Here is a 16,008-nt window from a genome sequence, read left to right as displayed (position 1 = left end):
AGCACGCCGCCAGCGTTCGTCCTGAGCCAGGATCAAACTCTCCGTTGAAGACTCTAGATATCACCAACCCGAAGGCCGGCTAATCAGTCATAGACAAAAAGAGTCAAATCACTAGCAAAAAACTCAACTAGCAAAAAATGTGTCGGCAACCATTCAGACGGAAGAATGAACAATCACCGACGAAAAATACTCACACCACACACAAACCAACCAAACCCCAAGAGGCGGTTGATCATTCGCGGATGTGAAGTACCAAAAAAAATTTTGGCACTGACATTCATCGACACACTGTTGAGTTCTCAAAGAACACGCACACACCATCACCACGACCCTATGGCCGCCGCTCCGGGGCAACTTTTCCAGCCTATCCCAACCTGGCCACCGGCGCAAACCGGAACCCCGTGAAGAAAAACTGGATTGTGTTCGTCAGGCACTTCGTACAACCTCGTGTCACTCACCCTCGCAGGTGGGAGTCGGTGTCCGTGTCGCTCTGACCTGGACAAAGTTACGCGAAGATCAACACAACACCAAATCGCCAGGTCAGAGCACTGACGCCGGTTAACAGGCGATACTTTTCTCGAATTTTTACTTCTCGCGATGACTTTCTGCGCCCACTGCGGTCTGTATGAGCAGGAACCAACAGGAACCGAAGCGTTCAGTAATCAGTCAACCGAGTTCAAGGAGCACCCAATGTCTCGTCTTCTCTTCGTCAACATGCCGGTCAAGGACGTCGTCGCTACCCGTGCATTCTTCAGTGGCCTCGGCTTCGAGTTCAACGACATGTTCAGTGACGAGAACACTGTCTCGATGATCGTCAGCGATTCCGCCACCGTCATGTTCCTGAACGAACCGCGTTTCGGGGACTTCATCGCCGACGACATCTGCGACACGTCGAAAGCTCGTGAAGCACTGATGTGTGTGTCGGCCGACAGCAGGGAGGAAGTCGACACCTTCGTCGACGCGGCGATTGCTGCCGGCGGCAGCAAGTGGATGGAGCCCCAGGATCACGGCTTCATGTACGGACGCGCATTCCGCGACCTCGACAATCACGTCTGGGAGGTCATGTGGATGGACCCGGCTGCGACTGTTCCCCAGCAGTAACGCACAGCAACAGCAGTAACGAGCAGTCGCGCGGGTCCCTCCATACTGGGGGGCTCGCGCAACTCCTTGCCCCTACAACTCGGCAGGGCCCCTACAGCTCGGCAGGCAATCCGAACCGTGCGAACAGACTCAGATCGAAGAAACACGTCACGTGCGAGATCCCGGACTCGGTGACATCGAGAACGTGCAACTGGAAAGCGCGGTGAACACCATCGGGCTCGCGCATGTAGAGGCCGAACGCCGGCTGACCGTTCGCAGCGGTCGGAAGTAGGCGCATCGCTCCTGGTCCGTCGGCCGGGCATTTGGTTCCGATGAGTTGCCCGATTGCCTCGGGGCCCTGGTACCAACCCTCGAACGGAGGCATCTCCCAGATGGCTTCGCGCGTGAACAGTTCGACGATGGCCTCGACGTCGTAGCTCTCGAAGCTGTGCACGTAGTCGCGAAGCAACTTCCGGGCAGCCTCGGTAGTCGGTTCCACGAGATCGTCCTCGGTGGGTCCGATGTGATTGATCTGCGCGCGAGCCCGCTGCAGCAGGCTGTTTACCGCAGTGGTTGTGGTGTCCAGCGCCTCCGCAACTTCCGACGCCTTCCACTGGAGAACGTCACGTAGAACCAGAACCGCACGTTGGCGCGCGGACAAGTGCTGCAAAGCGGCGACAAGGGCGAGCCTGACCGAATCGCGATTGACGACCATGACGGCCGGATCATTGACGTCGCCCAACTCAGAATCGGCGATCGGTTCCAACCAGGCAATCTCGTTGCGCTCGATCAAATCGTCGGCCGGGTCCGAACTAGGTGCGCCGAGGCCGGTCGGGAGGGGACGCCTCGATCTCCCCTCCAGCGCGGTCAGGCAGGTATTCGTCGCGATGCGGTAGAGCCAGGTCCTCAGAGATGACTGGCCCTTGTAACCGTCGAACCCGCGCCAAGCCCGGATGAACGTCTCCTGGACCTGGTCTTCGGCGTCGTGAATCGACCCCATCATGCGATAGCAGTGCGCCAGCAACTCGCGGCGGTACGGATCGGCAAGAGTGAGGAAATCACTGTCCAACGCCTGATCGACTGTCATTTGTTCAGACTAGTGGCCGAGCGCCCGAAACACAGGCGTCGGCGAGAATTCGATCAGGCAGGCGCCTGCACCGCAGTCAACCTGGATCTCTTCCGGAGAACGAACCCCAGTGATTCGTAGAGTCTGATCGCATTCGTATTCGATTGCACTGCATGGAGAAATGGCAGCTCGCCGCGCTCGCGAATCCCGGCAGCGACGGCACGGATCAGCGTCGTACCCAGGCCTCGACCCCGAAAGTCGCTGTCAGTGCACACCGCACTGATTTCCGTCCATCCCGGAGGGTGCAACCGCTCCCCCGCCATGGCAACAAGTCTTCCGTCGACGCGAATGCCGTAGTAACTGCCCATCTCGACGGTACGAGGAAGAAACGGTCCTGGCTTGGTGCGCTCGATCAATGCCAGAATTTCGGGAACGTCGCCCGTTCCGAGAAGTTCGACCGACGGATCAACGGAGACTTCGAGTGCGGATCCGTCCATCTGCACCGAGCCGAACTGATCCACAACGCGCCACCCTTCCGGCGGGCGGTGATCAAATCCTCGCAAACCTACTGTGCCGCCAGGACCTACGAGTGTGCGTAGGTTCTCCCAGTCCTCGGCGTCCAACTCGGGCGGATGACCGACAAACGGCGCGACCGTCGGGTCGTATCGCGCAACTCTCCCTGCCCAGCGAGCGAATTGCGCATGATGTCCGCGAAGTCCTTGTCGCACAGGATCGTCCAGCGGATGGGTGTCGACATCCGTGTCAACTGTCTCGACAAACGACGCCAGGGTCGCCTCCGTGGTCATCGAACCTCTTCCTGCCCTATTTGCCTGTGATGGAGGCGAACGAACCTCCCCGCCCACCTCTATGACAACGCTAGGAACACTTGCTGTCGTAGTCGCCGGATAGAATCAAGATGATTCTGACCTCGACCTGTATTTCCGGCGTCAATCAGGGCTCGATTGCAGATCTGCACCAGGACATTCGTCGCGACGCCTCACCAACCGGAAGGCTATTTGGCATGAGCAACTCCGACCCGATCAGGTCTGCATTCGACCAGTTGCCCCTGAAGGAGATGGACGCTGCAACGCTGGTCTTCGCCATTGAGAGCGCCGTCGACGAGCTGGCGATCTCGGGTGAAACCCTACGGCTCGCCATGGAGGTCGCGACCCTTGCGCACCTCGATCAGTTCAGAAAGAACGGGATCAAGTCCGACGAGGATCCCTACATCGTTCATCCCCTACGAAATGTATTGCGGCTGCTTCGGTACGGGTGCTCCGATGTCGAGATCCTGAGCGCAACCGCGCTTCACGACACGGTCGAAGACCGACCACACGCCGTCATCGCGCTCCTCGGTGGCCAGACTGCAGACGACATGTCCGCATCCGAAGCGCAGGAACGTGCGTCCACACTCATCGCCTCGCGCTTCGGCCACAGAATCTCCGAACTTGTTGAGGCAGTGACCAATCCAATCGACTACCCGCACGACAACACCACCGCCGGATATCAGGATCACGTCATCCGCGCGATAGCGGATCCCGCAGTGTTCCTCGTGAAGTTCAGCGACTTCGTCGACAACGCGGGAAGCGTGAAGTACCTGAACGGGACCGACAGACTGAGACTGGTCACGAAATACGAACCACTCGTGGAGCACTTCAAGCGGACTTCACTTGCTCTCGGCAACGCATTGCACCTCCCTCCCTCAGGACTCGACGCGATCGCAAAGCACATCGCAACCATCGAACGCGATTTCTCGAATACGGTCCGACCGGACATAAAAAATACTCGCCAGTAGTACCGATCAGTAATAATCGAGCAACCCAGAGAATTCTCCGAATATGCGATTTTGTTACCAGTGAGTATTCACTTTCTTGCCGATTTCATTACCATCGTGATCCGTGTCACAAGTCCGAATTCCATTGCACCGCAATGATTTAACGCCATATGTGTAACCGTGGTTCACGTTGACTAATATTCTTCAATTCGCCCAGGTGACATGAGCGTCGACATACTGCATTCTTAGATAAACCAGGGATTCCCTGGAAGCAGACACAATATGTTGCTGATTCGTGATTGGAGCGGTTCTGAGTCCACGCCTGCAGGGTGGCGCACAAGGCACACAGTGTCTCAGCGCACACAGCGCTTCGGTGCACACAGTGCTTCAGCGCAGGGGACTCGACGAACCGGAAGGGCAATCACTTGCCGACGCGCAACCGGGGGAAACACAGCGCATCGCGGCGTAGTTCACGAACCGGGGAATCCGGGTATGTGGGACACGGTCGGCTCATATCGCAACGTACGTGACGAAGAATCTCATCAAGGACGGTGGCAGTGACAATGTTCAAACGAATCGCAGTGGTCAATCGAGGTGAGGCCGCGGTCCGGCTGATCAGGGCTGTACGCGAACTGAACGCCGAACACGACTACGGCATTCGCGTCATTGCGCTGCACACCGAGGCCGAGCGCCGCGCCATGTTCGTCCGCCAGGCCGATGAGGGCGTGACCCTGCGCAGCACCGGCACCGGTAGCCCGTACCTCGACTACGCCGAACTCGAGCGAGCACTGCTCGCAGCCAAGGCCGACGCAGTCTGGGTCGGCTGGGGCTTCGTGGCCGAGGATCCCGCCTTCGCGGAGATCGTCGCGAAACTGGGCATCACGTTCATCGGCCCGAGCGCCGACTCGATGCGCCTGCTCGGCGACAAGGTTGCCGCCAAGATCCTGGCCGAGAAGGTCGGCGTACCGGTCGCCCCGTGGAGCGGCGGACCGGTCGAAACGCGCGCCGACGCTCGTCGTCATGCTCAGTCCATCGGATATCCCCTGATCATCAAGGCCCGAAGCGGCGGCGGCGGACGCGGTATCCGCAAGGTCTGGGCCGAAGACGAACTCGAAGTTGCACTCGAGCGCACGCAGGGCGAAGCAGAGCGGTCCTTCGGCGACCCCGTCGTCTTCCTCGAACGCCTTGTCACCGATGCACGCCACGTCGAGGTACAGGTCATCGCCGACAACCACGGCAATGTCTGGGCTCCGGGCGTTCGCGACTGCTCGATTCAGCGTCGCAACCAGAAGGTCATCGAAGAATCCGCCTCCCCCGTCCTGACCGAAGAACAGTCGGACCACCTCAAGAAGGTTTCCGCCGAACTGGTCAAGGCAGCCGGGTACCAGGGCGCAGGCACGGTCGAATACCTCTACCAGCCCGAGAACAAGCTCTTCACGTTCCTCGAGGTCAACACCCGCCTGCAGGTCGAGCACCCGATCACCGAGGTCACCACCGGAATCGACCTCGTCAAACTGCAGATCCTGGTCGCCAGTGGTGACGAATTGGTCGGTGACTGCCCGCCCGCATTCGGCCACGCCGTCGAAGCCCGCCTCAACGCCGAAGACGCCGACAACGATTTCGCGCCGGCACCCGGCACCGTTCAGCTCCTCAAGTTCCCGCTCGGCTCCGGCATCCGGGTCGACACCGGCATCGCTGCCGGGGACGTCATTCCGCCCGACTACGACTCGATGGTCGCGAAGGTCATCGCGTGGGGCCGCAACCGCTCCGAAGCGCTTGCGCGTCTGCGCACCGCCCTTCGTGAAACCACTGTCGTACTCGACGGCGGCACTACCACCAAGTCGTTCCTCCTCGATCTACTCGATCGCGACGAGGTCATCTCGGCATCCGCGGATACCGGCTGGCTCGACCGCACGGGCGCCCTCACCGGCACCACTCGCCGCGCGGACGTCGCGCTGATCGCCACCGCCATCGATGCTTACGACGCCGAGGAGTCCCTCGAGCGTGCGGCCTTCCTCGCCTCGGCACGTGGCGGCCGCCCACGCGCCAATCACGCGATCGGCCGTACCGTCGAGCTCAACTACCAAGGTCAGGCATACAAACTGACCGTCGGGCGTATCGGCCCGCACCGCTACCGCGTCGACGGAGACGCCGGAGACATCGAGGTCGACGTCGATCGTCTCGGTGACTTCGAGTCACGGCTGGTGATCGGTGATCGCCGCTTCCACGTCGTTTCCGTCGTGAGCCCGGCTCGCTATCTCGTCGAGGTCGACGGCATCAGCCACCAGATCAGCCAGGACGACGCCGGCGTAGTCCGCGCGCCGGCTCCCGCCGTAGTGGTAGCAGTACCGGTCGCGGTCGGCGACGACGTCGAAGCCGGATCCACTCTGGTCGTGCTCGAATCCATGAAGATGGAGACCGCGGTTCGCGCTCCGTACGCGGGTAAAGTGCGTGAGGTTCTCGCTACCGTCAACTCCCAGGTCGATGCCGGCGCACCGCTCCTGCGCGTCGACCAGGTCAGTGAGGAAGCTGTCACGGAGAAGGCTCCGCGAGTCCAATTCGATCTTCCCGCAGCAACTTCCGGTTCCGATACCCGCGCAGATGCATTGGCACAGCTCGAAGCACTGACCGCGATGATCAGTGGCTACGACGTCAGCGGTAAGCACGCAAATGCTGTTCTGGCCGAGTACGACGCACTTCGCAGCGCACTCGAATCCGAGGACCGCGAACTGGTACAGGCCGAACTGGCTGTGCTGACCACCTTTGCCGACATCTGCGAACTCTCGCGCAACAAGCCCACCTCGGGTGAGTCCGCGAAGGACGAATCCGTCCACAGCCCCCGCGAGCACTTCCACACCTTCCTGCACTCACTCGACTCCGAGCGCGAAGGTTTGCCGGCGTCGTTCCGCACGAGACTCGAACGGGCACTTCGCCACTACGACGTCACCGATCTGGAAGATCGCCAGGCCGTCGAGGAAGCGGTGTACCGACTCTTCCTGGCTCTGCAGCGCATGGAAGCCCAGATCCCGGTCATTGCAGCACTTCTCGAAGGCTGGCTCGTCGGCGACAAGGCTCCCGGTTGCTCGGCGCAGGAGCTCAACGAGGTTCTCGATCGACTCATCGTCGCGACGCAGGTCCGCTACCCCGTCATCGGCGACGTCGCCCGCAACCTTCGCTTCCGGTTCTTCGACGAGCCGCGCATCCGCAAGGTTCGCGAAGACGTCTACGACGGAGTACGCGGCAACCTCGCCTACCTCGAAGAGCAGCCGGACGCTGCAGATTTCGACGAGCGAATCGCCAATCTCGTCGCCACTCCCGAACCGCTCCTGGACCTGTTGGGTCGAAAGATCGGCCTCGGCAACCGCGATGGCGGCCCTCTGCTCGAGGTCATCACGCGTCGCTACTACAAGATTCACTCGTTCGAAGACGTCCGCGTTTTCGAGCACGTCGACCGCCGTTTCGTAACCGGTAACTTCGACCTCAAGGGCGACGGGCTGCATCTGGTCTCGACGGTGGCCGAATTCGATGCTCTCGGTACGGCTCTCGACGATGTCGCCACGATCGCGCAGGATGCTCCATCCGGTCGCGGGCTGGTAGTCGACATCTACCTCGACTGGCCTGATCAGCCCGCCGACGGCGACGCGCTCGTCGAGACGCTGCGCACCGAACTCTCGCGCAACGAGACGATCACACGGTCTCGCCGCGCGACGGTGATCATCTGCAACCCGAACGGGGATCCGGTCCGGTGGGTCACCTTCCGCCCCGTCGACGGCGAACTGGTCGAGGACCACATCATCCGCGACATGCATCCGCTCACGGGTCAGCGTCTGGACATGTGGCGCCTGAAGAACTTCAACGGAAAGCGCCTCCCGGCTCCGGAGAACACCTACCTGTTCCACCTCTCGGCCAAGGAGAATCCGAAGGACGAGCGCCTGATCGCTCTGGCCGAAATCCGCGACGTGACACCGCAACTCGACGACGAAGGTCAGATGGTTGCACTCCCGGCCATCGAGCGCACGCTCGCTGCCTGCCTCGACGGTATCCGTCGGGCGCAGTCCCAGCGCGGCGACAAGCGTCGACTCGCAGCCAACCGCGTCGTGCTCTACGTGTGGCCGGTCGCCGACGTTCCCAGCGAGCGGTTCTCGGTGATCGCTCAGAACGCAGCCCGACTGACCGTCGGCGCCGGGCTCGAAGAGATCACGCTCATCACTCGGCTGAAGGACCGAAAGGGCGGCGCGCCCAAGGAAGTTGCGCTGCGATTCTCCTACCGCGCGGGTGCCGGTGTGGTCATCAACAAGACCACACCTCCCACCGAACCGCTGCTCCCCCTCGACGCGTACGCCCAGAAGGTCCAGAGTTCGCGGGCACGCGGAACTGTGTACCCGTACGAGCTGATTCCACTCCTGACCGGCACCAAGGGCACCTTCGTCGAGCACGACTTCGACGAAGCGGGCGTCCTGTCACCTGTCGAGCGTCCGTACGGTCTCAACAAGGCCGGCATCGTCGTCGGCCTCGTGAACACGCCGACGCCGCGCTATCCCGAGGGAATGACCCGTGTCGCGCTCTTCGGTGACCCCACCAAGGCGCTCGGTACCGTGGCCGAGGCCGAATGCTCACGCGTCGTCGCTGCCATCGACCTGGCCGAGAAGTTGAACGCTCCGGTCGAGTGGTTCGCACTGTCCTCCGGTGCCACCATCTCGATGGAGAGCGGCACCGAGAACATGGACTGGGTCTCCCGCGGCCTGCGCCGAATCATCACCTTCACCCAGAACGGCGGCGAGATCAACATCGTCGTCACGGGCATCAACGTCGGCGCTCAGCCCTACTGGAACGCCGAAGCCACCATGTTGATGCACACCAAGGGCATTCTGGTGATGACCCCGGACAGCGCGATGGTGCTGACCGGCAAGCAGTCTCTCGACTACTCCGGTGGTGTGTCGGCCGAGGACAACTTCGGTATCGGTGGTTACGACCGCGTCATGGGCCCCAACGGCCAGGCGCAGTACTGGGCCCCCGACCTCACTGCGGCGTGCGAGATCCTGTTCCGTCACTACGCACACTCGTACCTCGCTCCCGGCGAACGGTTCCCGCGCCGCGCAGCGACGACGGACCCCGTCGATCGCGACGTGCGTAGCTTCCCGCACACCCACCCGTCGAGCGACTTCGAGACGGTCGGCGACATCTTCTCCTCGGCGAAGAACCCGGATCGCAAGAAGCCCTTCGACATTCGCACCGTGATGCGTTCGGTGGTCGACCAGGACCACTCTGTTCTCGAGCGTTGGGCCGACATGGCCGGCGCCGACACGTCGGTCGTTCTGGACGCGCACCTCGCCGGACATCCGGTCACAGTGGTGGGCATCGAATCCCGCGCGATCCCACGTAAGGGGCACTTCCCCGCCGACGGTCCCGACACCTGGACGTCGGGAACGCTGTTCCCGAACTCGTCGAAGAAGACTGCTCGCGCGATCAATGCTGCGAGCGGCAACCGTCCGATCGTGGTGCTGGCCAACCTGTCCGGCTTCGACGGTTCCCCGGAGTCGCTGCGCAACATCCAGCTCGAGTACGGCGCCGAGATCGGCCGCGCCATCGTCAACTTCGACGGACCGATCGTGTTCTGCGTCGTCTCCCGCTACCACGGCGGCGCGTTCGTCGTGTTCTCCGGTGCGCTAAACGACAACATGGAAGTTCTTGCTGTCGAAGGCTCGTTCGCGTCGGTACTCGGCGGCGCCCCCGCCGCCGCAGTGGTCTTCACCCGTGAGGTGAACACCCGCACCAACAACGACCCGAAGGTGCAGCAACTGGAGGCAGACTTGGCAGCAGCCAAGGATGACACGGAGAAAGCACATCTGCGCGTAGAACTGAACGCTCAGCGCATCGCCGTCCGCTCCGACAAGCTCGGCGAAGTGGCATCCGAATTCGAAGCGATCCACAACATCCAGCGGGCCCGAGAGGTCGGCTCGGTGGATGAGATCGTCCCTGCCGCAGAACTGCGCCCGCAGATCATCGCAGCAGTCGAACGCGGCATGAAGCGCGCACTCGCGCAGTAAGTTTCTCCGCACGTCGAGCGGTCCCGCGAAATGCGGGGCCGCTCGATTTGTGTCCAGGCCTCGATTTGTGTCCAGGCAGCGCCTGCGTCAGACCCCCTCGAGCGCCTCTCCGATCTCTTCGAGGACGTGATTGTGCTGCTCTGTTGCGAGCAGATGCCCCGCTGCAATGGTGACTGCCACGGGCCACTCGATGATCTCGAAGGCGACCATCAGTCCCATCACCGCAAAGTAGGCGATCTGCTCGGGTCTCGGAACAGGGATGGCACCGACGATCGGTAGCTCCAACTCGAAGCTCCGTGCCGAACGGACGGATTCGACTACCTCGCGGTGATCGACGGGGTTCGTGTGGTCGACGGTGTTCTGGGACATGTCACGATTCCTCAGGATTCATCTCGGGTCGCCCGGGAGTTCGGCGACGTGTCACTTCCAGCAGCGACGCTCACAAGCGTGTCTGATTCACCGGTTTCCGCTTCTTTGATTTCCACGTCGCTGATTTCCACGCTGTCGCGAGCGCTGACTCCCCCGGTTCGGGAGGTGTACGCAGTGCTCGTTCGCGTCGGGATCTTGCGAATCGTCGACTGACCGTTCGCGTTCTCCTCAGTTGCGGCAATCCGCTCCAACACCCGCGGAGCCAGCGCCGCGAGCAGCGTCGCCGCCGACGCGCAGCCCACCGCTTGGCCCCAGGCGATGGGACCGAGCGGCGTGCAACCGAGAAATTGGCTCACCACGGGTGTGCTGACGAGCGTCGCCAGCGCCGCAGCGGATCCGGCAACGGTTGCGACCACCAGCGGACTGCGTGATTCGAGAAGCGTCTGCCCCAGTTGGGTGCCCACCAGGGCAACCAACGCCACCGTCGACGCTCGCCGCCTCCTACCGCTCGCCCGGGCCAGAAGCCACGCTGCCAGCGCACCTATTGCCGTGGCACCGCCGCGGACAGCGATCGTCTGCCACAAGGCATGAGCGTCCATCTGTTCGGACTTCTCGGATCCGTTCTCGGACGGGGTGCTCATCGCAAGCGCGGCAGCGGGCAAGGCGTCCGTCATCAGATTGACCAGTAGCAACTGCCTTGCGTTGAGCGGTGATTCGCCGGACAACGCAGAACCGATCAGCGCGAATGCGACTTCACCCGCGTTGCCTCCGAGCAAAACCCCTACCGCTGATCTGACCCGCCGCCACAATTGACTGCCCTCGTCCAATGCGTCGGTCAGTCCGCCGACACGGCCGTCGAGGAGCACGATGTCTGCGGCGCCGCGCGCCGGATCACTGTCGGTCGACGCCACCCCGATTCCCACGCTGGAAACTCGGATCGCCGCAGCATCGTTCGCGCCGTCACCGACCATGGCGCACACCCGCCCGTCGGTCTCCAACGCTTGCACGATCTCGACCTTCTGCTCGGGTGTCACGCGCGCAAAGACGCTGCTGCCGCGGACCGCATCCCGTCTTTCGGTGCGAGAGAAGTTCTCCCAGTCAGGACCGGTGACAACATCCTCGCGTGCGACGTCCAACCCCAGTTCGGTGGCGACCGCGGCCGCTGTTGTCGGATGATCCCCGGTCAGCACGCGCACTTGCCGTCCGTCGCCTCGAAGTTCTCGAACAAGTTGCGTTGCTTCGGGTCTCAGCGTGTCCGAGAGTCCGAGAAGGCCGACCGCTTCCAGCCCCTCGGAGCAACACTGTTCGAGAAATTGCGAGTCTTCGCCTGCGCGTCGCGCGTCGTGTTCCGACAACTCGCGCTGGGCGACGGCAACCACCCGCAGTCCGCGTCCGGCCATGCTTTGAACGTGCTTCGCCGACACAGCATTCGGATCTCGTCCTGCTTCGGTCACGAATTCCGGCGAACCTTTGAGTGCGATCCGCCTGCCGAACAAAGCTGCCGAGTACGGCCGCCCCGACCTGAACGGAACGAGGTTGTTCGCCTCGACGTCACCGAAAACCGAAGCATCGTCCAGAGCTTGCTGGGCTGCATCGACGACGGCGGCATCCGTCGAATGAAACACGCGATCGTCGCGACTTCCCAGGGCACTGCGCGCCGCAACTTCCAGAATCTCGCTTTCGTCCCAGCCGTCGACGCGTTCGACCGCGGCCACCCGTAGCTTGTTCTCGCTGAGGGTTCCGGTCTTGTCGAAGCAGACCACGTCGACACGACCGAGCGCTTCTATCGATCGTGGCGCACGAACCAACACTCCTGCTGCAGTGAGCCTTCGCGCTGCGGCCTGCTGAGCCAGAGTGGCAACCAGAGGCAGCCCCTCCGGCACGGCAGCCACAGCCACGGCCACACCTCCGGTGACGGCGCGGCGCAGACCGGTACCACGAAGCAGACCCGCGACTGTCACCAACGCCCCACCGCCGATACTGGCCGGCAGGGTCGCCCTCGTGAGTTCGCGAAGTCTGTTGGTCAGGCCCACAGCAGGCCCGGATCGGGACACACCGACATCGGCACGCCTGGTCACCGTTCGGGCTCCGATGGCCGTGACCACGCCACGACCGGATCCGGCAAGCACTGTTGTCCCTGCGTAGGCCATGCACCTTCGCTCGGCCAGTGGCATCCCAGGGGTCGGGTCGGTCTGCTTGTCGACGGGCAGGGACTCTCCCGTCAACGACGACTCGTCGACTTCCAGCGATTCGACGCTCAACAGGCGACAATCTGCGGGCACGATGTCCCCGGACTCGATTGCCACGACGTCACCGAGTTCGAGCGCGTCGGCCGCTGTCTCGACCGTGCCGTCGTTGGTTACTCGCCGAGCTACCGGTTCCTGAGTCCGCAAGAGCCGCTGCACCGCCCGCTCCGAATGAAGCCGTTGAACAGCGGACATCGCGGCATTGCCGACCAAGACCGAGCCGACCAGGACGGCGTCTACCGGTGAACCGAGGACTGCACTGGCAGCGGAGCCGGTCGCCAACACAGGCGTCAGTGGATCCGCCAATTCTGTTCGCAACGCCGACAATCCGTCACGGATCAACCTGAACCGTGCGGGCGCTCGCACACGAGCTTCCGCACGGTGCGGTGTATGTCGGATGGATTCGGATAGTTCGCGAACGACAGCATCACCGTCCATCTCATGCCAGGTATCGCTCGGAGTACCGACAGGGACGGGCGCTTGAATCACAGATCGGGACAAGGTGTATCCGGTCCACAGTCCCGCGGCCGAACCAGCTGTGATCGGCCCCGGCCCAGCCCCTCGAACTCCCGGAAGCATGATCAAGGCACCCAATGCCGAAGAACCTGAGGAGAGTTCGACACCGCGCCTCGTCGCTGTTCGAGCAGCCGGGAGCGCATGGACAACCCGCCACGCCCCGGCCAAGTCGGTGTGGATGTCGGCACTCACGTGCTCGCCACTCGGTGGTGAAATCCCGATGCGTAGCACTGCCTGTCCCGCTATCGCCCTACTCGACACGATCGCAACTGTCCGACCCTCGGCCACCAACGCCGAGAGAGCCTCGCGCAGGCCGGCTTCGGCAGTCGATTGCGCCGGATAGAGCTCGTCGAATCCACTTCGCAGTGATCCGAGCCCGTCGTCGTCGATCGTGACGGCTGCGACCCCGGCCGCACGTATTTCGCCTATCAGTGTTTCCGCCAGACCTTTTCGCACGGGTCGCACGACCACTTCGGCGCCGCCGATGCGGTGCCTTCCCACTCCCACAGTTCCGTCGTTCAGAGCTTTCCTGGCTTGTTCCCACACTGCGACGCGATCCGACTCGGCCACCTCTCGTATGTCGGAAACCCGGAGCGAGTCGTCGAAGAGGACACTCGGATCGACGAGGACGGTGTCAATACGATCGAGCATGCGTAGAGCCGCAGAGTCCGAAACGGCGGTGTGGTGCGTCCGCCACAGACCGTATGACAAACCAGCAGCGAATGATTCGCGCGACATCCGAAGCGGTCGCGGCGCCGAAACCTTGATACTCGTCGCGACGGTGTCACCGCCGGCAGAGACGGTAGCCAGTGCAGCTCCGGCCGCCAGCTGAACCCCAGCGATCCTGTCTGCGTAACGCTCACCTGAGCCACTCGGTTCAGGCCTCGTGGAAGCACCGCGACCGCCAGGTTCGAATGACCACACCCGCCGAGAGTGTCGCGCCGCCAGAGTTTCGCGTAGCAGCATCGTCCGCAGCCCGAAATCCACGCCCAATGACGCAGGCGCATAGGTCAGAACGTCCGCGAACGACGTCGCCGACTCCAATGCGAAGTCGGTGAGCGAACGGCCAAGGCGCTGTTCGATTCGCCGACGCACCCGGGGTTGATAATTGATCGCCGACGCGGCCGCCGAGACATAGGCGGAACCTGGGATTCGCGGGGCACCGAATATCGATCCCGCTGCTGCAGGAATCATCCCCACACCCGCCAACGCGAGGGTGCCGGTCCGCAACGCCACGTCACTGACAGCGGTTCGCGGAATCGTCGAACCGCCCACCAACGCGAGTCCCGACAACGCCAGGCGCGGCGGCAAAGTTGCCACCGACACCGCACGCCGGGCCATCGCTGAGAACATCAGTGAGTGGATCGAGTGTGCGAAGAACTGTGAGTTCGATCCTGTGACCGGCCGGCCGCCTTGTGGGAGTTTCCGCTCGATTCCTTCTTTACCTGTTCTGGCTTGCTCGTGCGGCCAACCGCCTTGACCTCGCGATCCGTCCGACCGCTCTTGCGATCCCATTCGTGGAGTACCAGGGCCGTGCCGCCGACTGCCAAGATCACCGGCCATTCCACCAATCCCGCCGCACCCACGGCCGCCATCGTGAGAACCGCCGTCGGCGTCGAGGAACTACCCGCACGAATTCCGTCTCGGACACCCTCCGCCGATCCACGTATCCCGCCCGTCACTCCACCGATCACTCCACCGCCGACGGCTCCGGCCACCGTCGTCGTTGCGTCTGCCACACCACGAACGACGCGGGTGGCTTCGTCCACAATCATCATCGGACGCTCCTATCAGCAGTCCATCGAAGAATTCAGTATTTGAGGCCATACCCAACACGGACGGCGGCAATCACGATCCGATACATTTTTCGGCGAACCTGGCGAGGGCGCGCCATCGCCAGCGCCGTGAGAGGGTACGGTGCGGGATGCAGCGACCACCTTCATCGACGGGAGTTCCACACAGTGGCGATCATCGGAAATTCGGACCTCGACATCTTCCGACTTAGCTTGGGCGGCAACCCTTTCGGATGGACAGCAGACGAGAAGACGTCCTTCGAGATCCTCGATTCGTTCGCCGAAGCCGGTGCAAACTTCATCGACACCTCCGACTCGTACACGGCGTCGGCTCCCGGCAATTCCGGCGGGGAATCCGAAACGATCATCGGGAAATGGATCACCGATCGGGGACTGCAGAACGACATCGTCGTCGCCACCAAGGTGGGTAGCCATCCCGATTTCAAGGGCCTGAAGGCCGACAACATCGCGGCCGCAGCTGAGGCGTCGCTGCAGCGCCTGCAGACGGACTGCATCGATCTGTACTACGCGCATTTCGACGACCCGCAGACTCCGCTCGAGGAAACTCTCGAAGCCTTCAATGCGTTGGTCGTCGCGGGCAAGGTTCGCTATCTCGGAATCTCCAACTACAGCCCCGACCGCGTCCGGGAGTGGCTGCGGATCACCGAGGAGAACGGTTACGCCGCGCCCATCGCGCTGCAACCGCACTACAACCTGGTTCACCGCAAGTCGTACGAACCCGAACTTGCCCAGATCGCCACCGACAACAACATCAGCGTCTTCCCGTACTTCGCTCTCGCTTCCGGCTTCCTGACCGGAAAATACAAGACCCGCGCGGACATCGAAGGCAGCTCCCGCGAACGACTGACCGCCGGATACTTCAGCGACGCCGGACTCGACGTCGTCGCGGAACTTGCGACAATCGCGCAGGCACACGACAGCGAGATCTCGACCGTCGCGCTGGCCTGGCTGCTGACTCGACCGGGCATCACCGCACCGATCGCGAGCGTCAGCCGGCCCGAGCAGCTCCCGGCGCTACTGGACGCCCCGAATCTGGTGCTCTCGTCGAACGAACTGGACACTCTCGAACGGGTGTCGGCGGCAGTCGGAGCCTGAG

Annotated in this window: 9 protein-coding genes; 4 read left to right on the top strand and 5 right to left on the bottom strand. The window is 62.6% G+C overall.

The genetic code is table 11. From position 1 onward, the window contains the following. Window positions 1–690 precede the first annotated feature (690 nt). Entirely contained in the window at window positions 691–1,101 is a 411-nt protein-coding gene (locus tag QM609_RS21490) for a VOC family protein (RefSeq protein WP_042923411.1), read from the top strand. Between the two features lie 91 nt (window positions 1,102–1,192). Here QM609_RS21490 and QM609_RS21485 read toward each other — a convergent pair whose 3' ends face one another. Together QM609_RS21485 and QM609_RS21480 are read right to left on the bottom strand one after the other, a co-directional pair. Further along, a complete protein-coding gene (locus tag QM609_RS21485; protein WP_050656655.1) occupies window positions 1,193–2,167 on the bottom strand; it encodes a sigma-70 family RNA polymerase sigma factor in 975 nt (324 codons plus the stop codon). Window positions 2,168–2,220: 53 nt separating this feature from the next. After that, window positions 2,221–2,952 carry a GNAT family N-acetyltransferase gene (locus QM609_RS21480; RefSeq protein WP_050656656.1) on the bottom strand — a complete coding sequence of 244 codons (732 nt, stop codon included), beginning with the start codon at window positions 2,950–2,952 and terminating at the stop codon, window positions 2,221–2,223. 215 nt (window positions 2,953–3,167) lie between these two features. On the opposite strand from QM609_RS21480, the gene QM609_RS21475 reads away from it, so the two are divergent. Further along, window positions 3,168–3,941 (top strand): hypothetical protein, encoded by a 774-nt coding sequence (locus tag QM609_RS21475; protein WP_228232746.1) that lies wholly within the window; start codon window positions 3,168–3,170, stop codon window positions 3,939–3,941. Between the two features lie 542 nt (window positions 3,942–4,483). Further along, window positions 4,484–9,967: an ATP-binding protein gene (locus QM609_RS21470; protein WP_050656664.1), complete on the top strand. Its 5,484-nt coding sequence runs from the start codon at window positions 4,484–4,486 to the stop codon at window positions 9,965–9,967. An 87-nt stretch (window positions 9,968–10,054) separates the two neighbouring features. Here the strand turns inward: QM609_RS21470 and QM609_RS21465 are convergent, their stop codons facing one another. Genes QM609_RS21465 through QM609_RS21455 form a run of 3 tightly spaced genes read right to left on the bottom strand, consistent with a single transcriptional unit; the run spans window position 10,055 to window position 14,876 of the window. Further along, complete coding sequence (locus QM609_RS21465) at window positions 10,055–10,336, bottom strand: hypothetical protein (RefSeq protein WP_050656658.1); 282 nt, start codon at window positions 10,334–10,336, stop codon at window positions 10,055–10,057. Window positions 10,337–10,347: 11 nt separating this feature from the next. Beyond that, a complete protein-coding gene (locus QM609_RS21460) occupies window positions 10,348–14,451 on the bottom strand; it encodes a cation-translocating P-type ATPase (protein WP_050656659.1) in 4,104 nt (1,367 codons plus the stop codon). Further along, window positions 14,451–14,876 (bottom strand): hypothetical protein, encoded by a 426-nt coding sequence (locus QM609_RS21455; protein ID WP_050656660.1) that lies wholly within the window; start codon window positions 14,874–14,876, stop codon window positions 14,451–14,453. The genes QM609_RS21460 and QM609_RS21455 overlap by 1 nt, the downstream gene beginning before the upstream one ends. A gap of 183 nt (window positions 14,877–15,059) precedes the next feature. On the opposite strand from QM609_RS21455, the gene QM609_RS21450 reads away from it, so the two are divergent. Further along, window positions 15,060–16,007 (top strand): aldo/keto reductase, encoded by a 948-nt coding sequence (locus tag QM609_RS21450; protein ID WP_007732210.1) that lies wholly within the window; start codon window positions 15,060–15,062, stop codon window positions 16,005–16,007. Window position 16,008: the final 1 nt, after the last annotated feature.

The organism is Rhodococcus sp. IEGM 1302 (genome assembly GCF_030056935.1).
In the GTDB taxonomy this organism is placed as follows: domain Bacteria; phylum Actinomycetota; class Actinomycetes; order Mycobacteriales; family Mycobacteriaceae; genus Rhodococcus_F; species Rhodococcus_F qingshengii.
This window is presented reverse-complemented; position numbering and strand designations above follow the sequence as displayed.